This window comes from Amycolatopsis sp. EV170708-02-1 (genome assembly GCF_022479115.1).
Lineage (GTDB): Bacteria > Actinomycetota > Actinomycetes > Mycobacteriales > Pseudonocardiaceae > Amycolatopsis.
The window spans coordinates 3,579,670-3,597,103 of sequence record NZ_CP092497.1; the positions used below are offsets into that span (position 1 = coordinate 3,579,670).

The following is a 17,434-nucleotide window of genomic DNA, read 5'->3' on the forward strand; positions in this document are numbered from 1 at the left end:
GGCTCACTTACTTGCTCGCGGGCGCCGAGGGCTGGGTCGCGGGCGCGGACGGCTGGCCGGCGCCGGGCTGGTCCTGCTGCGTGCCCGCGGTGCCCTTGTAGTCCATCGGCTTCGCGTCCGGCCCCGGCGGGGTCGGGTCGAAGTCGCCCGGCTCGATCTGCGCGTCGCAGGTGGCGTCACGTTCGGGGTACGCGCCGTACGGGTTGGTGCGCAGGGCGGCGATGAACTGGTCGATCCGCTCGTCGGAGGCGGAGTCCAGCTTCAGCTGGTGGCCCAGGACTGCAGCGAGATCGGCTTGTCCAGGTTCGGGTACGGCGACATCACCGTGTACGGCTTGCCCTCGACGCGCACCTTCAGCAGGTCGAGCGCCTCGCCGGTGATCTGCTGGGGGTTGTAGGCGATCCAGACCGCGCCGTGCTCGAGACCGTGGACCATGTTCTCGTTGCGGACGGCCTTCTCGTAGACGACGCCGTTGCACGCGGCCCAGGCCTGGTCGTGCGGACCGCCGAAGGGCGGGGTCTTGTCGTACGCGACGCGCTCGGCGGCCGAGACGTGCACGGAACCCTCATAGGTGGCCGTGGTCACGCCGGCGATCCGCTTGGACGGGTCCGGGTCCTGCTGCGAAGGCGCGAAGGCGGCCGCGGCCTCTTCGCGGCTCTTCTGATCGCGCTTGGGCGCCGAAGCGACCATGTAATAGGTGACCACCGAGGCAGCCAGGACGACGATCGCGACGACGGCGATGATCGTGCCCCAGGGCGTGCCCTTCTTGGACACGACGGAACTACGGGCGGCCTTCATGGCGTTCTTCGACGACGCGCCCTTTTTTCTGGTTGTCCCGTTAGCCATGGCTCCTGCGTTCTCCGAAGGGGGTGGTCCCTGCGCGGGCCAGTGTAGAGACCGCGCGTCTGATCACCGTGAACAGTCGCAAGATCACCGGCTTGGCTCACACCTTCCGGCGGTCGCTGCGAAGCCCGGACCAGGTCACACCTAGAATTCCGCGAGTGACTCCCGCAGCTCTCGCCGACCTGGTCCGTAACTCCGCCGTGCAGGTTCTCACCGCGCGCGGCCTCGACGATTCCGTGCTGCCGGAGAAGGTGACGATCGAGCGTCCCCGCAATCCCGAGCACGGCGATTACGCGACCAACCTGGCGCTGCAGGTGGCCAAGAAGGCGGGCATGAAGCCCCGCGACTTCGCCGACGCGCTGGCCGAGGCGCTCTCGGCCACCGACGGCATCGACTCGGCCGAGGTCGCCGGGCCGGGCTTCCTCAACCTGCGGCTCGCCGCCGACGCGCAGGGCCAGATCGTCCAGCAGGTGCTCGACGCCGGCGAGAAGTACGGCCTCGGCGACGCGCTCGCGGGCGTCAAGATCAACCTGGAGTTCGTCTCGGCGAACCCGACCGGCCCGATCCACCTCGGCGGCACCCGCTGGGCCGCGGTGGGCGACGCGCTGGGCCGCGTGCTGTCCGCACAGGGCGGCCTGGTCACCCGGGAGTACTACTTCAACGACCACGGCGCGCAGATCGACCGCTTCGTCCGGTCCCTGATCGCCGCCGCCAAGGGCGAGCCCGCCCCGAGGACGGCTACGCGGGCGGCTACATCAACGACATCGCCGCCGAGGTCATCCGCCAGGAGCCGAGCGCGCTCTCGCTGCCCGACGACGAGCGGGCCGAGACCTTCCGCCGCGTCGGCATCGAGCTGATGTTCACCGAGATCAAGCAGAGCCTGCACGAGTTCGGCACCGATTTCGACGTCTACTTCCACGAGAACTCGCTGCACGAGTCCGGCGCGGTGGCGTCCTCGGTCCAGCAGCTGAAGGACTCCGGGAACCTGTACTTCGAGGACGGCGCCTGGTGGCTCAAGTCCAAGGAGCACGGCGACGACAAGGACCGCGTCGTCATCAAGAAGGACGGCAACCCGGCCTACATCGCCGGTGACCTCGCCTACTTCCAGGACAAGCGCAAACGCGGCTTCGACCTCTGCATCTACATGCTCGGCGCGGACCACCACGGTTACATCGCCCGGCTCAAGGCCGCCGCTGCCGCCTTCGGTGACGACCCGGCCGTCGTCGAGGTGCTGATCGGCCAGATGGTCAACCTCGTCTCCGAGGGCAAACCCGTCCGGATGAGCAAGCGCGCCGGCACCGTGATCACCATGGAGGACCTCGTCGGCACCGTCGGCGTCGACGCGGCCCGCTACGAGCTGATCCGCTACTCCGTCGATTCCACTTTGGACATCGACCTGGACCTGCTTCGCAAGCACTCCAACGACAATCCGGTCTACTACGTCCAGTACGCCCACGCGCGGCTGGCCTCGTTGCAGCGCAACGCCGCCGACCTCGGCCTGAAAACGGATGGCGCTGTCGACTTCGGGCTGCTTACGCTGCCCGCCGAGGGCGATCTGATCCGCACGATCGGCGAATTCCCGACCATCCTCCGCCGGGCCGCACAGCTGCGCGAACCGCACCGCGTCGCCCGGTACCTCGAAGAACTCGCCGGCGCGTACCACAAGTTCTACACCGTGGGCCGTGTTCTTCCCCAGGGCGACGAGGAGGCCACCCCCCTCACGTTCGCCCGGCTCGCGCTGTGCCAGGCCGCCCGCCAGGTGCTGGCGAACGGCCTCAACGTGCTCGGTGTCTCTGCTCCGGAACGGATGTAACCCAGAATGGCTCACCCCGCGGGCCCCCGCCACGCCGACGTCTACCCCCACGCCGACGCCTCCGGTTTCCCGCCGTCGAGTCCGGAAGAACTCGACAGGCTGTACCCGAAAGTCTGGCCCCGCAACACTTTCCGCGGCGGCGACGGTGTCGTCCGCATCGCCGGCGTCGACGTCCGCGAACTCGCCGAGAAGTACGGCACGCCGCTGTTCGTCGTCGACGAGGCCGATTTCAAGTCCCGGTGCGCCGACTACGCCGAGGCGTTCGACGACCCGGCGCTCGTGCACTACGCGTCCAAGGCGTTCCTGTCCATCGAGATCGCCCGCTGGGTGGCCGAGCAGGGGCTGAGCCTGGACGTCTGCAGCGGCGGCGAGCTCGCCGTGGCGCAGCGCGCGAACTTCCCGGCCGAGCGGATCACCTTCCACGGCAACAACAAGTCGCTGTCCGAGCTGGAAGCCGCCGTCGAAGCCGGCGTCGGCACGGTCGTGGTCGACTCCTATTACGAGATCGCGCGGCTGGCCGACGTCGCCGCCCGCCACGACGTCGTGCAGAACGTCCTCATCCGGGTGACCGTCGGCGTCGAGGCGCACACCCACGAGTTCATCGCGACCGCGCACGAGGACCAGAAGTTCGGTTTCTCGCTGGCCTCCGGTGACGCGGCCGAGGCCGTGCGACGCGTGCTCAACGCGCCGTCGCTCAAGCTGATCGGCCTGCACAGCCACATCGGTTCGCAGATCTTCGACGCCGACGGTTTCGAGGTCGCGGCCCGCCGCGTGGTCGGCCTGCTGGCCGAACTCGCCAAGGAGCACGGCTCCGATCTGCTCGACCAGCTGTCGATCGTCGACCTCGGCGGTGGTTTCGGTATCGCCTACACCGACAAGGACAACCCGCCCCCGCCCGCGCAGATGATCACGCAGATCCGCGAGATCGTCCGCAAGGAATGCGAGTACGCGGGCCTTCCGGTGCCGAAGATCGCCGGCGAGCCCGGCCGCGCCATCGCCGGCCCCGGCACGATCACGCTGTACGAGGTCGGCACCATCAAGGACGTCTCGCTCGGCGACAAGGCCGCGCGCCGCTACGTCAGCGTCGACGGCGGGATGAGCGACAACATCCGCACCGCCCTCTACGACGCGGTGTACGACTGCCGTCTCGTATCGCGGTCCTCCGACGACGACGGGGACGGCCAGGCGGGCGCCGCACTGTCCCGGGTCGTGGGAAAACACTGTGAGTCCGGCGACATCGTCGTCCGTGACTGCTGGCTCCCCGACACCCTTGCTCCCGGCGACCTGCTCGCCGTGGCGGCCACCGGGGCGTACTGCTACTCGATGGCCAGCGGGTACAACCGGCAGCCGCGGCCCGCGGTGGTGGCCGTGCGCAACGGCAGCGCCCGCGTGCTGCTGCGGCGGGAGACGACGGACGACATGCTGCGCCTGGAGGTCTAGCAAGTGTCTACTGTAGACGGACGCGTGATCAGGGTCGCCCTGCTCGGCTGCGGGACGGTCGGTGGCGAGGTCGTCCGGCTGCTCACCGAGCAGGCCGAGGAACTGGCCGCCAGGGCGGGCGCCAGGGTGGAGCTGGCGGGTATCGCGGTGCGGCGCCCCGACAAGCACCCCGAGCTGCCGCCGGAGCTGGTGACGTCCGACGTGACGAAGCTCGTGACCTCCCCGGACGTCGACGTCGTCGTCGAGCTGGTCGGCGGTATCGAGCCGGTGCGGCAGTGGCTGCTCGACGCGCTCAAGGCCGGGAAATCCGTTGTCACGGCGAACAAAGCGCTGCTGGCCGAGCATTCCGCGGAGCTGTTCGAGGCCGCCGACGCGGCGGGTGTGGACCTGTACTTCGAGGCGGCCGTGGCCGGGGCGATCCCGTTGCTGCGCCCGCTGCGCGAATCGCTGGCGGGCGACCGCATCACCCGGGTGATGGGCATCGTCAACGGCACCACCAACTACATCCTCTCCGCGATGGACTCCACCGGCGCCGGTTACGCGGAAACGCTGGAAGAGGCCAGCAGGCTCGGATACGCCGAGGCGGACCCGACCGCCGACGTCGACGGCTACGACGCGGCGTCCAAGGCCGCGATCCTCGCCTCGCTCGCGTTCCACACCCGGGTGACCGCGTCCGACGTGCACCGCGAGGGCATCGCCGACGTCACCGCGTCGGATCTCGCCGCGGCGAACGTACTGGGCCGCACGGTGAAACTGCTCGCCATCTGCGAGCGCGTCACCGCCGACGACGGCACCGAATCCGTTTCGGCGCGCGTGCATCCGGTGATGATCCCGCGCGGCCATCAGCTCGCCGGGGTCGGCGGCGCGTACAACGCCGTCTACGTCGAGGCCGACGCCGCCGGTGAGCTCATGTTCTACGGTCAGGGCGCCGGTGGCGCGCCGACCGCGAGTGCCGTGCTCGGCGACCTCGTCGCGGTGGCTCGAAACCGGGTCGTCGGCGGCCGTGGCCCGCGCGAATCCGCGCACGCCGCGCTCCCGGTCAGGCCGATGGGCCAGACGCCGACGCGGTACCACGTCAGTCTCGACGTGGCCGATCGAGCGGGCGTCCTCGCCCAGGTGGCCCAGGCGTTCGCCGGGCACGGTGTCAGCATCGCCGCCGTGCGCCAGCGCGACGCGAACGACACGGCCAGCCTGGTCGTGGTCACCCACCTGGCGCCGGACGCGGCATTGCGGTCCACTGTGGACGACATTGCCAAACTCGATGTGGTGAACCAGGTCGTCAGTGTGATGCGCGTGGAAGGCGAAGACCAGTGATTTCCCAACCGTGGCCGGGGATCATCCAGGCTTATCCGGACCGGATCCCGGTCCCCTCCGGCGCGAAGGTGATCACGCTCGGCGAAGGCAACACCCCGCTGCTGCCGGCTCCGCATCTGTCGGAACTGACCGGCTGCGAGGTCTACCTCAAGGTCGAAGGGGCGAACCCGACCGGGTCGTTCAAGGACCGCGGGATGACCGTGGCCATCACGCACGCGCTCGCCAGCGGGCTCCAGGCGGTCATCTGCGCCTCCACCGGCAACACGTCGGCGTCGGCCGCGGCGTACGCGGCCCGCGCCGGGCTCACCTGCGCGGTGCTCGTCCCGCAGGGCAAGATCGCGATGGGCAAACTCGCCCAGGCCGTCCTGCACGGCGCGCGGATCCTGCAGGTGGACGGCAACTTCGACGACTGCCTCGAACTCGCGCAGAAGACCGCGATCGACTACCCGGTGACCTTGGTCAACTCGGTCAACCCGGTGCGGATCGCCGGCCAGAAATCGGCCGCGTTCGAGATCTGCGACGTGCTCGGCCGGGCGCCGGACATCCACTGCCTGCCGGTCGGCAACGCGGGCAACATCACCGCTTACTGGGCCGGGTATTCCGAGTACGCGGGCGACGGTGTGGTGAAGAACACCCCGCGGATGTTCGGTTTCCAGGCGGCCGGTGCCGCGCCTCTCGTGCACGGCGAGCCGGTGGCCGATCCGGACACGATCGCGACCGCGATCCGCATCGGCAGCCCCGCCTCCTGGGACGGCGCGATGAAGGCGAAGAACGCCTCCGCCGGGCTGTTCGAGGCCATCACCGACGAGAAGATCCTCGAGGCGTACCGGCTGCTCGCGCGCAAGGAAGGCGTGTTCGTCGAACCCGCCTCGGCGACCAGCGTCGCGGGCCTGCTCGCCACGGCCGCCGACGGACGCCTGCCGAAGGGCGCGACCGTTGTGTGCACCGTCACCGGACACGGTCTGAAGGATCCGGCCACGGCGCTGGAGGGCAACGTCGAGGTCGAGCCGCTCGCCGTCGACCCGACCGCCGTCGCCGCCGCGCTGGACCTGCGATGACGCTGCTCAAGATCAAGGTCCCGGCGTCTTCGGCGAACCTCGGCCCGGGGTTCGACGCGCTCGGCCTGGCGCTCGCGCTGTACGACCGCGTCGAACTCCAGATCACCGACGCGGGGCTCAAGATCGAAGTGACCGACGTCGGCGCGGGCGGCGTGGACGACGTCCCGACCGACGAATCGCACCTGGTCGTGCGGGCTTTCCGGCGCGGTTGTGAGCACCTCGGCCTCCGGCCGCCCGGCCTGCACCTCCGCTGTTTCAACGCCATCCCGCACGCCCGCGGCCTCGGCTCGTCCGCGTCCGCCGTGGTGACCGGTGTCGCGGCGGCGTACGCGCTGGCTGAGAAGCCCCTGGACGACGAAGCCCTGCAGCTGGCCGCCGGGTTCGAGGGACACGCCGACAACGCCGCGGCGAGCCTGCTGGGCGGCTTCGTGGTGGCGTGGAACGAGGGCGAGCGGTTCCGCGCCGAACGGCTCCAGCCGCATCACGACATCCGGCCCGTGGTCGCCGTCCCGGCGCTGCGGTCCTCGACCGACGCCACCCGCGGGCTGCTTCCCGCCCAGGTCCCGCACGCCGACGCCGCGTTCACGGCCGGTCGCGCGGCGCTCGCGGTGCACGCGCTGACCGCGCGCCCGGACCTGTTGCTCTCCGCGACCGAAGATCGGCTCCATCAGCATTACCGGGCGTCCGCGTACCCGGCGAGCAGCGAATTGGTGCGCGCGCTGCGGGCCGAAGGGGTGGCCGCGGCCATCTCCGGCGCAGGTCCGACGGTGCTCGCGCTGACCACCGAGGGAATACTCCCGGCCGGCGTCGACGTTACGTCTTTCGACGTCACCGAGCTGCCGATCGATCCGGGCGGCGTTCAGGTTGCGGCTCAGTAAAGCCTCGGTCACATGCCGGAGCCCCGCCCCGCCACGCGGGGGGTGGTTGTTGCACCGGACCGTGGCGCGGTCTACCCTCGGGGGCGTTCGATCACCGTGCGTTTCCGCACCCGGTGCCGGTCCAGGTGACCAGTGTCATCCTTGGCCCGCATCCTTCGTTGATCCGCCAGTTCCGTACACCGCCTGGCAAGCGGGGAGTAGCGGATGGACGCAGGCGGGTTCCCGGTTCCGGCGGTGCCGAATTCCGCTTCCTCCGTTTGGAGGACGCAAATCCCTGTGCTGGAGGCCTTCTAGCTGTGTTCAACACGGCCGAGGAGCTGATCGCCCGTATCGGGGGCCAATTACGCCGTTTCGCAATCGGACGCGAGCGGCGGTCCGCTGATCCACCTGGAGGCGTGGATCGGTCAGGAAGGACATTTGTGAGCAACACCGATCTTTTGAGCGACGTCGAAGGTGGCGCCGCCGAGTCGAACGGCGTCGTCGCTCCCAAGCGCACGGTCGGCGGATTGACCGGCAAGACCGTCGCCGAACTGCGCTCGATCGCTGGGGACCTTGGCATCGGCGAGACGACGGGTATGCGCAAGGGCGATCTGATCGCGGCCATCCGCGAGCGCCAGGGCAAGACCAAGCGCAAGACCCCCGCCGCGGCGAGCGAAACGCTTCCGCTCGAGGGGATCGACGCACCGCGCAAGGCCCCGAAGGCCGAAGCGCCCAAGACCGAGGCCCCGAAGCAGGAGGCCCCGAAGGCGGAAACCGCTCCGGCCGAGGCTCCTCGTGCGGAGAAGGCCGAGAAGGTTTCGGAGAACGGCTCCGCGCCCGCCGCCGAGCGGCCCGCGCAGCAGGAAAGCGGGCAGCAGGACGGCCAGCCGCAGCAGGAAGAGGGCGGCCGCAGCCGTCGTCGCCGCGGCTCCAACCGTGCCGCGGGTTCGCCCGAGCAGGGCGGCCAGCAGCGTGACCGCAACGAGCGCGGCGACCGCGGCGACCGCGGTGACCAGGGCGGCAACCGCCAGGGCAACCGCGACGGCCGTGGCCAGGACAACCGCCAGCGCAACCAGCAGGGCGGCGGCCAGGACAACAGCCAGCGCCAGGGCCAGGGCCCGCAGGGCGACGACGACGAGGAAGGCGGCCGTCGCGGCCGTCGCTTCCGCGACCGTCGCCGCCGGGGTTCCGGCGGTGGCCGCGAACAGGGCGGTTCGCCCGACACCGAGATCCGCGAGGACGACGTCCTGCTGCCCGTCGCGGGCATCCTGGACGTGCTCGACAACTACGCGTTCGTGCGCACCTCGGGCTACCTCGCCGGGCCGAACGACGTGTACGTCTCGCTTTCGCTGGTCCGCAAGTACGGCCTGCGCCGCGGTGACGCCATCACCGGTGTCGTGCGCCAGCCGCGTGACGGCGAGCAGCAGCGGCAGAAGTTCAACCCGCTGGTGCGCGTCGACTCGATCAACGGCCTGGAGCCGGACGAGTCCAAGCGTCGTCCCGAGTTCACCAAGCTGACCCCGCTGTACCCGAACGAGCGGCTGCGCCTCGAGACCGAGCCGCACAAGCTCACGACCCGTGTCATCGACCTGGTGATGCCGGTCGGCAAGGGGCAGCGTGCCCTGATCGTGTCGCCGCCGAAGGCCGGCAAGACGACGATCATGCAGGACATCGCGAACGCGATCTCGACGAACAACCCCGAGTGCCACCTGATGGTCGTGCTCGTGGACGAGCGTCCCGAAGAGGTCACCGACATGCAGCGGTCGGTGAAGGGCGAGGTCATCGCCTCGACCTTCGACCGCCCGCCGTCCGACCACACCTCGGTCGCGGAGCTGGCCATCGAGCGGGCGAAACGCCTGGTCGAGATGGGCCACGACGTCGTCGTCCTGCTCGACTCGATCACCCGTCTGGGCCGTGCGTACAACCTCGCGGCCCCGGCGTCCGGCCGGATCCTCTCCGGTGGTGTCGACTCGACGGCGCTGTTCCCGCCGAAGCGGTTCCTCGGCGCTGCGCGCAACATCGAGAACGGCGGCTCGCTGACGATCTTCGCCACGACGATGGTCGAGACCGGGTCCACCGGTGACACGGTCATCTTCGAAGAGTTCAAGGGCACCGCGAACGCGGACCTCAAGCTCGACCGGAAGATCGCCGAGCGGCGCGTGTTCCCCGCGGTGGACATCAACCCGTCCGGTACCCGCAAGGAAGACCTGCTGCTTTCGCCGGACGAGCTCGCGGTCACCCACAAGCTGCACCGGGTGCTGCACGCGCTGGACTCGCAGCAGGCCATCGACCTGCTGATCTCGCGTCTGCGCAAGACGAAGACCAACATCGAGTTCCTCATGCAGGTCTCGAAGACGGCCCTCGGCTCGAACGACGACGACTGAGTTTCGTAGCTGAACCGAAGGGGCCCTTCACCGCATCCGATGCGGTGAAGGGCCCCTTCGCCTCGTCCGGGGAGGATTTGCCTGCGGTTGGCCGCAAGTCCGTGAAGGCCTCCTTGCCTACCTTCAGGGTAGGGAAGGAGGCCCTCACGGACTTCTCGATCGCCCCCCGCGGCTCAGCAACACCACCAGCCTCAGCAGTCACAGCAGATGCGCGTGAAGGCCCCCTTTCCTCGGCTCAGCCGAGGAAAGGGGGCCTTCACGCGCTGTCGGGGCGCCTTGGCTCGCGAGAGCGGAGGAGATCAGCGGTGCGGAACGGCCGCAGGGGTCCAGCCGCGGTAGTTGTTGAAGTAGTGCACGCTCGAAGCGTGGCCGATCTTGCCGCCGATGCTGGAGGCGTAGATCCCGCCGGAGCCGTCCGCGATGCCGACGTGACCCCACTGGCTGATGTTCCAGTAGACAAAGGAGCCCTTCGGCGGCGTCCCGGTCGTGTGCTTCGGGCTCGCGCCGTTCCAGTGCGCGTTGGCCGAGGCCCAGACGCCGGTCGTGCCGTACGCGTTCTCGACGGCCTTCTCGCAGAGGCCCTGGTACGCGGTGGAGCCCATGTGGTTCTTGAACCACTGGACGGCCCCGGCGGGCGTGCCGTCGCCGGCGCCCTGGATGGCCAGGTCACCGTCGGACAGGGTGGTGAACGTTCCCGCGGCCGGGTTGATGTCGGCGGCGGTGATGGTGGCGCCCGTTTCAGGGGCCGCCCCGGCGGCCGGGGCCACGGCGAGGGCCGCGATGGCCAGCGCGGCGACGGCCGCCGGCTTCGCCACCTTGGCGAGGATGCTGCGCATGATCAATACCTCCTGTTGAGGAATCACCAACAGGAAGACGGTCCCGTGATCAAGTACAAATTTCGTACAACTCACCGTCGATAGTTGATAACTCAACGTGCTGGAATATGCCGGGGCAGGGGTGCGTTGACGCCACTGCCAGCACATCTGGCAAAATCATCCGCTGAAGTCCGGCACCGGTTCACCCCGCTCGGGGACCCGGGGCCAACGAGAGAGGACACCATGAAAAGCGGTATTCACCCCGAGTACGTCGTCACGCACGTGAACTGTGACTGTGGCAACGAATTCACCACGCGCAGCACCAAGACCTCCGGCAACCTCCACGTCGAGATCTGCTCGAACTGCCACCCGTTCTACACCGGCAAGCAGAAGCTCATGGACACCGGCGGCCGCGTCGCGCGCTTCGAGGCTCGCTACGGCAAGCGCAAGAAGGCCGAAGACGCCAAGTAGCTTGAACGACGGCGCCTACCCGCATGTCCGGGTGGGCGCCGTTTTTCATGGTTTGTCAGGGTCCGTTGAGAGGTGGAGTGGTGGATTCGAGTTCGCTGAAGGGGCTGCTCGAAGAGCACGCCCAGCTGGAAGAGCAGCTGGCCGACCCGTCCGTGCACGCCGACCAGGCGCGCGCCCGCAAGCTCGGCCGCCGCTACGCGGAGCTGAGCCCCGTCGTCAAGACGGTCCGTGAGCTCGACACCGCCCGCGACGACCTCGAGACGGCGAAGGAGCTGGCCGCGGAAGACGCCGCCTTCGCGGCCGAGGCCGAGGAGATCTCCGCCAAGATCCCCGTGCTCGAAGCCAAGCTCACCGAACTGCTCCTGCCGCGCGACCCGTACGACGGCTCCGACGTGGTCATGGAGATCAAATCGGGTGAAGGCGGCGAGGAGTCGGCTCTGTTCGCCGGCGACCTGCTGCGCATGTACCTGCGCTACGCCGAGCGTCACGGCTGGAAGGCCGAGGTGCTCGACTCGGTCGACTCGGACCTCGGCGGCTTCAAGGACGTCACCGTGTCCATCAAGAGCCGTTCGGCCGAGGCCGACGGCGTCTGGGCGCGGCTGAAGTTCGAGGGCGGGGTGCACCGCGTGCAGCGCGTGCCCGCCACCGAATCGCAGGGCCGCATCCACACCTCCGCCTCGGGCGTGCTGATCTACCCCGAACCCGAGGACGTCGAGGTCGAGATCGACCCCAACGACCTGCGGATCGACGTCTACCGTTCGTCCGGCCCCGGCGGCCAGAGCGTGAACACGACCGACTCGGCCGTGCGGATCACGCATCTCCCCACCGGCGTGGTCGTCTCGTGCCAGAACGAGAAGTCGCAGATCCAGAACCGCGCCCGTGCCCTGCAGGTGCTGCAGGCCCGCCTCCAGGCGATCGCCGAGGAGGAGGCGGCCGCGAAGGCGTCGGACGCCCGCCGTTCCCAGGTTCGCACCGTCGACCGTTCCGAGCGGGTCCGCACGTACAACTTCGCCGAGAACCGCATCGCCGACCACCGGGTGAACTACAAGGCGTACAACCTGGACCAGGTCCTCGACGGCGACCTCGACGGCGTGCTGGACGCGCTCATCACCGCGGACCGCGAGGAGCGGCTCGCCGCCCACGCCGGCTGAATCGGCGTCCGGGCCGCTAGCCCGGCTCGGTATAGAACGGATCGTCCTCCAGCGCGGTATGGATCGCCCGGACGGACATGCCCACGTGCGCGAGCCTGTCGGTCACCTCGTTCGTCACCCGGCTGAGCGCATCTTCGCCGCTTTCCCCGGCGAGAGCGGGAAAAGCCGACAGCAGCACCGCTTCGCAGGGGCCCGCGTCCGTGCTGATCCGGACCAGCGACGCCGAAAGGTCGGTCGCGGGGCGGCCGCACAGGTCCACGGCCAGCCGCAGGTCACCGGTGGGGACGTAGAGATGCACCCGTGAAATGACATCGGTTTCCACGCGCTGGGTGAAATCGTGCCTGGTGACGTACGCGGGCTCGCGGGGATCCGTACCGCCGACGGACGCCATCAGCGAATAAAGCGTGAATCCGTCCGCCGGGATGTCGTAGGCGTCGTAGCTTCCGTATTGGCCGGTCTCCGGCGTGCCGTGGATTTCGAAGAATTCCGCATTCAGGCCGAAGTGGAAAAGCGCGGGCACGACCGCTCGGTGCAGTGTTTCGGCGGGATCTTCGCCCTCGGCCGGAGGCGTGCGATAGCCGACGGAGACCAGGTATCCCGTCCAGCCGCCTTCCGGGTCCGCCCGGCAGATCTCCAGCTCGGTGGCCTCGAACTCACCGATGAGACGTTCGCCCAGTGCGGCGGCCGTGGCGAAAACCTCGGTTTCGATATTCGCCGATATCCGCGTGACGACTGTCGTTTCCCGGAGATCCATGACTGTTCTTGAGCCCTTCGGCGCGTACGGGTTCGTTCAGCGTACGGGTGGCGGGGAGAGGCGCCCGATCGGGCCTGTCGTCGATTCCCCGCTTCCGCTACGTTCCCTGGGCGATAAGGGAACCGCCCGGGAGAACACCAATGGAAAGATCGTTTCCGGCGGCCCGGAAACGTGTTCCGCGAGCTCTCGTTCTCGCCGCCGGAACGGGACTGCTGAGCGCGGCCGTCGTCGCGAGGATCGGCCGGTTCGGGTTCAACCCGACCGACCAGGGTTTCGTGCTCGCCCAGGTGTGGCGCGTCCGGCACGGCGAGATCCCGCAGGTCGATTTCCTCGGGCCGAGGCCGTTCGGTTCGGCCTATCTGCATTTGATCGATCACCTCGTCCCCGCGCCGCTGATGATCGGCTCGGGGTTCGTGATGATGGTGCAGCTGACCGTCGCCACGTTCGCCCTCGCCGCGTTCCTGACCGGGACATCACCGCTCGACTGGGGCCCGTTACGGCTCGGGTCGGTCTTCACCGCCGTGCTGGTCGGCCTGAACACGTATCCGGTGATGGCCTGGCACACCGTCGACGGCGTCTTCCTGGTCGCGGTCGGCTGGTGGTCGCTCGACAGCGGGCTGCGTTCGGGCTCGCGGTGGCGGCGCCTGCTCGGCCTGTTCTGCCTCGGGTTCGCGGCGATCGTCAAGCAGAGTTTCCTGTTCGCGGTCCCGATCGGGGTGCTGATCCTGCTGTTCCACCCCGCCGCGCCGCCGAGGAAGGCCTCGCGCCTGGCCGGCGACTTACTCGCGCTCGGCGCGGCGCCGTCGCTGTACTTCGGCATGATCACCGTCGCCGGGGGACTGCGGCCGGCGATCGCGCAGCTCTCCGAGGGCGAACAGACCTGGGGTGAAGGCCTTTTCCGGTTCTGGACGGCGGAGTTCGCGGGCCGGGCGGACCCGAGGACGTACTTCTTCCCGGTGCTGCTCGGCGTATGCGTGCTGGCCGTGGCGTGGTCCGCCCGCGACCGGTTCGGCGAGCCGGGCCGGTGGCTCCGGGGCGCGACGGCCGTCTGCGTCGTGGCGGTCGTGGTGTTCGTCGTGGCGGACGGCGAGTTCGAGCACGCGGGCGGCTGGCCGATCACACTGCTGTGGCTTTTCCTGGCCGCTGCGGTGCTCGACGCCGTCGTCCGGAACCGGATGCCCTGGCAGTACCTGGCGATCGCCGCGCTCGGCTGGATGGCCAGCCTGTCCTGGGGTTACCCGCTTCCCGGCCTGCTGGCCGGGATCTTCGCGCTGGGTGTGCTGGAAGCCGTGCCGCCGCCGAGGCCGCCCGAGGTCGCGGGCGGGGTTCTCGGCGCGGTCGCTTTCGTACTCGCCGGGCTGCTGCTGATGTCCGCGCACGACAAGGCGCCGTACGCGGACAGGCCGCAGGGTGAGCTGACGAAACATCTCGGGGACATCGCCCCGGCATTGAAGGGCGTCCGCACGAATCCCAGCGTGTACACCTACGTCGCCCAGATCCGTGAGTGCCTGGACCGCTATCCGGCGTCGAAGGTGGCCGTCCTGCCGGACAATCCTTTCGTCGCCCCGGTTTTCGGCGTCCGCAACCCGTTCCCGCTGGACTGGCCACTCCCGATGGAGCTGACCGGTGACAGTCCGGAAAGGATGGTCGAGGCCGCCGAACGCCTTGACCGGGAAGGGGATTACCTCGTGCTCTTCCAGACGGTCAAGGCGGGTTCGCTGACTGCGGGCGCCCCCGTGCCCGACGCCGTCACGCCGGACGCGGCGACGGTCGGCTTGAGCGGGGTGGAAGACCGGATCAAGGACGAGCTCACGGGCGCGAGGGTCGCGTGCGGCAGCTTCGCCGGATTCTGGGAACCCGCGCGCTGAACCTCAGGCGGAGATCGACGCCGTCTCCGGCTCGCGTTCCTCGGCCGCCGGCGGTTCTTCCTTGCGCCGCGGCAGGAAAGAGAGCGCGGCGAAGGCGGCGGCGAGCAGGGTCGGGTAGATCGTCAGCTGCTGGTGCTTGACGTTCTCGATGCCTTCCGCGAGACCGGACACCAGGATCTGGCCCATGGCGAAGAGCAGGAACATGAGCACCACGATGCCGACGTCGCGGCGTCCGGTGCGGTTCCGGAAGGCCCGGAGCCCTGCCCACCCGATGAGCAGCCAGATCGGCAGCAGGGCGAACAACCCCAGCGGTGCGAGCCAGCCGGTGATCCCCGACAGGACCGGGATCCGGTACTCCTTGGCGAGCGGCGGCTGCCCGGCGTGCTCACCGAAGCTGCCGAGGTTCGGCACCCGCGCGGTCAACGTCTCCTGCGCGGACCGGTGCAGCATCTCGACCACTCGCACCGGGTGGTCCAGGTAGTACTGGGCGACGTTGCGGCGGCTGATCTTGTCGCGGTACTTGGCGTACTCGGGGTCGCGCCAGGCCGCGTTCGCGCTCCACCAGCCCGTGCCGACGTACTTCGCGAACTCGGGCGGGAGGCCCAGCGCGGCGAGGTCGGCGGTGGTGTCGTGTTTCCCGTCCACGATCCCGTTGAACACGACGTGGTACATGTTGGCCTCGCGGTACTCCGCGTTGGCCGAGTCACCCGCGCCCTGCACCAGCGCGGTACCGGTGCCGACGACGGCGAGCACGGCCAGCGGCAGCGCCCAGCGGGCCAGGCCGCGGCTGCCCGCCGGCCGGACGAACAGCAGCGCGAGCGCGAACAGCGGGATCAGCAGCAGCGTCTGCGACTTCGCGTTGATCCCGATCATCGCGCCGAGCACGGTGACCGCGGCCCCGGTGTAGCGCCACGGCCCGGTGCGGTGCATGAGCAGGAGCCCGCCGGCGAGCAGGAGCATCCCGAGGAAGGCGGCGCCCTCGCTCAGCACGGAGGCGAAGTACCCGAAGAAGGCGGAGTCCGCCGCGACCAGCAGCAGCGCGGCCGTGGCGATGACGCTGTTCCGGACCGAAAGGCGCAGGCCCACGACGATCGAGGCGATCCCGCCCGCGACCAGCAGACAGCCCAGCACACCCAGTACCAGCAGGTTCAGGATGGCGGACGAGCCGAGCAGCTGCCCGATCTCGCTGGCGATCTTGTCGATCCAGCTCTGGCTGGAGATGTATTCGCTGTTACAGGCCGGGGCGGGGCCGTAGGAGAAACGGACGAAGTATTCCGACGGCCGGTCGAGCTCGCGGGCGCCGAGCTGGCACAGGATGCGCCAGCCGTCGCCGTTGTCGGCCATGCCGATCGGCCGCGGCACCAGGAAACGGACGAGGAGCACCCCGAGCGCGGCGAAGAACACGCCCAAGGTCAGTCGGATTTCCCGGATCTTCACCCGCGTCACCTTAGAAGATTCCGCAGGGTGATCAGTCCGTACCCTCTCCAACACTCGCCGAGAGGAACTTCTGGATCACGCCGAGCCATTCGTCGCGGGCCTCGACGCCGATACCGTGCCCGGACTGGATCTCGACCAGTTCGGCGCCGGGGATCCCGGCCGCGAGCTCGCGGGAGTGGGCGGGCGGGACGAGCCCGTCGCGTGTCGTGGCGACGACCAGCGTGGGGACCGCGATCGCGGCCAGTTCGGCGCTGGTGTCGACACTCGCGACCAGGTCCACCTGTTCGGGGCTGCCCTCCGGGATGAACCCGGCGAGTCCGTCGATGGCGGCTTCGAGCTCCGAAGGCGACAGCGCGTTCAGGTGCTGTCCGCCGGTGGCGGCGAAGGTGGCGAACTTGGCCACCAGCCTCCGGTCGCCGTCCAGCAGCTCCCGCCAGATGTCGAGGGCCAGCCGCAGCCGGTTGTCCGGTTTCGCGAACCCGGCGGTCAGGATGAGTCCGGTGACCCGATCGGGGTGCCGGGTGGCGGCCCGGACGGCGACTGCGGTGCCGAGCGAGTAGCCGAGGATCGCGAAGCGCTCGAGACCGGCGTCGAGAGCGATGGAGACCAGTTCGTCCGCGACGGTGTCGAGGTCCAGCGGTTCGGTGCTGCGCGGAGTCGCCCCGGAACCGGGGTAGTCGGGGCCGACGACGGTGTGGGTGCCGGCGAGGTCGTCGAGGATGCTCCCGAAGTTGCCTTCGACGCTGCCGCCGGCACCGTGGGCGAGCAGCAGGCCGGGACCGGAACCGCGGACGACGTGCGCGAAATGATTCGTCATGCCGGCGACGTTAGGTACTGACATCGATGTGAAGGTCAAACTCGGATGACGGGGGTCACATGCTGATCGGCGAGCTGTCCCGGCGGACCGGCGTGAGCCAGCGGCTGCTGCGCTACTACGAGGAGCAGGGGTTGCTGGTGCCGCGGCGCGATTCCAACGGCTACCGCACCTTCGACGACGACGCGGTCATCACGGTGCGGCAGATCCGCGCGCTCCTCGCGGCCGGGCTGAGCACGCAGGTCATCGCGAAGATGCTGCCGTGCGCGAACGGTGAGCTGCCGGAACTGGACATGTGCCCCACAGTCGTGGCGGAGATCCGGCGCGAACTGGCCGAAATGGACGACCGCATCGACACGCTCCGGCAGCGGCGCGGGACACTGGCCGGATATCTCACCGTCGACGCGTAGGAGAC

Annotated in this window: 13 protein-coding genes and 2 pseudogenes; 10 read left to right on the forward strand and 5 right to left on the reverse strand. The window is 69.3% G+C overall.

Features of this window, described 5'->3' with window-relative positions; translation table 11 throughout:
• Positions 1-7: 7 nt before the first annotated feature.
• Positions 8-798: pseudogene (locus tag MJQ72_RS16715) on the reverse strand (DUF3105 domain-containing protein).
• Between the two features lie 203 nt (positions 799-1,001).
• Here MJQ72_RS16715 and argS point away from each other — a divergent pair.
• From argS to rho, 6 genes and pseudogenes are all read left to right on the forward strand, one after another.
• Positions 1,002-2,656, forward strand: a pseudogene (gene argS, locus MJQ72_RS16720) (arginine--tRNA ligase).
• A 6-nt stretch (positions 2,657-2,662) separates the two neighbouring features.
• Positions 2,663-4,096: a diaminopimelate decarboxylase gene (gene lysA, locus MJQ72_RS16725; protein WP_240600053.1), complete on the forward strand. Its 1,434-nt coding sequence runs from the start codon at positions 2,663-2,665 to the stop codon at positions 4,094-4,096.
• Between the two features lie 3 nt (positions 4,097-4,099).
• Positions 4,100-5,410 (forward strand): homoserine dehydrogenase, encoded by a 1,311-nt coding sequence (locus MJQ72_RS16730; protein WP_240600054.1) that lies wholly within the window; start codon positions 4,100-4,102, stop codon positions 5,408-5,410.
• A complete protein-coding gene (gene thrC, locus MJQ72_RS16735) occupies positions 5,407-6,468 on the forward strand; it encodes a threonine synthase (protein ID WP_240600056.1) in 1,062 nt (353 codons plus the stop codon). Before MJQ72_RS16730 ends, thrC begins: the two co-directional genes overlap by 4 nt.
• Positions 6,465-7,346 (forward strand): homoserine kinase, encoded by an 882-nt coding sequence (gene thrB / locus MJQ72_RS16740; RefSeq protein ID WP_240600057.1) that lies wholly within the window; start codon positions 6,465-6,467, stop codon positions 7,344-7,346. The genes thrC and thrB overlap by 4 nt, the downstream gene beginning before the upstream one ends.
• A 419-nt stretch (positions 7,347-7,765) precedes the next feature.
• Positions 7,766-9,709 (forward strand): transcription termination factor Rho, encoded by a 1,944-nt coding sequence (rho, locus tag MJQ72_RS16745; protein WP_240600059.1) that lies wholly within the window; start codon positions 7,766-7,768, stop codon positions 9,707-9,709.
• Between the two features lie 299 nt (positions 9,710-10,008).
• Here the strand turns inward: rho and MJQ72_RS16750 are convergent, their stop codons facing one another.
• Positions 10,009-10,545, reverse strand: coding sequence for a CHAP domain-containing protein (locus MJQ72_RS16750; protein ID WP_240600061.1), 537 nt, complete (start codon positions 10,543-10,545; stop codon positions 10,009-10,011).
• Between the two features lie 222 nt (positions 10,546-10,767).
• Between MJQ72_RS16750 and rpmE the strand changes: the two genes are divergently transcribed.
• The gene (gene rpmE / locus MJQ72_RS16755) at positions 10,768-10,995 is read left to right on the forward strand and encodes a 50S ribosomal protein L31 (protein WP_007028345.1); all 228 of its coding nucleotides are present in this window, start codon (positions 10,768-10,770) and stop codon (positions 10,993-10,995) included.
• Positions 10,996-11,075: 80 nt separating this feature from the next.
• Positions 11,076-12,146 carry a peptide chain release factor 1 gene (gene prfA / locus MJQ72_RS16760; RefSeq protein WP_240600062.1) on the forward strand — a complete coding sequence of 357 codons (1,071 nt, stop codon included), beginning with the start codon at positions 11,076-11,078 and terminating at the stop codon, positions 12,144-12,146.
• Positions 12,147-12,162: 16 nt separating this feature from the next.
• On the opposite strand, the gene MJQ72_RS16765 is transcribed toward prfA, so the two are convergent.
• The gene (locus MJQ72_RS16765) at positions 12,163-12,900 is read right to left on the reverse strand and encodes a hypothetical protein (RefSeq protein ID WP_240600064.1); all 738 of its coding nucleotides are present in this window, start codon (positions 12,898-12,900) and stop codon (positions 12,163-12,165) included.
• Positions 12,901-13,040: 140 nt separating this feature from the next.
• Here MJQ72_RS16765 and MJQ72_RS16770 point away from each other — a divergent pair, with 140 nt between their 5' ends.
• Positions 13,041-14,768 (forward strand): hypothetical protein, encoded by a 1,728-nt coding sequence (locus tag MJQ72_RS16770; protein ID WP_240600066.1) that lies wholly within the window; start codon positions 13,041-13,043, stop codon positions 14,766-14,768.
• 3 nt (positions 14,769-14,771) lie between these two features.
• Here MJQ72_RS16770 and MJQ72_RS16775 read toward each other — a convergent pair whose 3' ends face one another.
• Both MJQ72_RS16775 and MJQ72_RS16780 read right to left on the reverse strand, forming a co-directional pair.
• Positions 14,772-16,205, reverse strand: coding sequence for a hypothetical protein (locus tag MJQ72_RS16775; RefSeq protein WP_240600067.1), 1,434 nt, complete (start codon positions 16,203-16,205; stop codon positions 14,772-14,774).
• Between the two features lie 31 nt (positions 16,206-16,236).
• Positions 16,237-17,022 (reverse strand): alpha/beta fold hydrolase, encoded by a 786-nt coding sequence (locus MJQ72_RS16780; protein WP_240600068.1) that lies wholly within the window; start codon positions 17,020-17,022, stop codon positions 16,237-16,239.
• Between the two features lie 59 nt (positions 17,023-17,081).
• Between MJQ72_RS16780 and MJQ72_RS16785 the strand changes: the two genes are divergently transcribed.
• The gene (locus MJQ72_RS16785) at positions 17,082-17,429 is read left to right on the forward strand and encodes a MerR family transcriptional regulator (protein WP_240600069.1); all 348 of its coding nucleotides are present in this window, start codon (positions 17,082-17,084) and stop codon (positions 17,427-17,429) included.
• The last annotated feature ends 5 nt before the right edge of the window (positions 17,430-17,434 follow it).

Coding starts and splice junctions, on each gene's coding strand:
- MJQ72_RS16770 (WP_240600066.1), top strand. CDS start 13,041: ATGGAAAGATCGTTTCCGGCGGCCCGGAAACGTGTTCCGCGAGCTCTC.
- lysA (WP_240600053.1), top strand. CDS start 2,663: ATGGCTCACCCCGCGGGCCCCCGCCACGCCGACGTCTACCCCCACGCC.
- MJQ72_RS16785 (WP_240600069.1), top strand. CDS start 17,082: ATGCTGATCGGCGAGCTGTCCCGGCGGACCGGCGTGAGCCAGCGGCTG.
- MJQ72_RS16765 (WP_240600064.1), bottom strand. CDS start 12,900: ATGGATCTCCGGGAAACGACAGTCGTCACGCGGATATCGGCGAATATC.
- MJQ72_RS16750 (WP_240600061.1), bottom strand. CDS start 10,545: ATGCGCAGCATCCTCGCCAAGGTGGCGAAGCCGGCGGCCGTCGCCGCG.
- MJQ72_RS16780 (WP_240600068.1), bottom strand. CDS start 17,022: ATGACGAATCATTTCGCGCACGTCGTCCGCGGTTCCGGTCCCGGCCTG.
- rpmE (WP_007028345.1), top strand. CDS start 10,768: ATGAAAAGCGGTATTCACCCCGAGTACGTCGTCACGCACGTGAACTGT.
- thrB (WP_240600057.1), top strand. CDS start 6,465: ATGACGCTGCTCAAGATCAAGGTCCCGGCGTCTTCGGCGAACCTCGGC.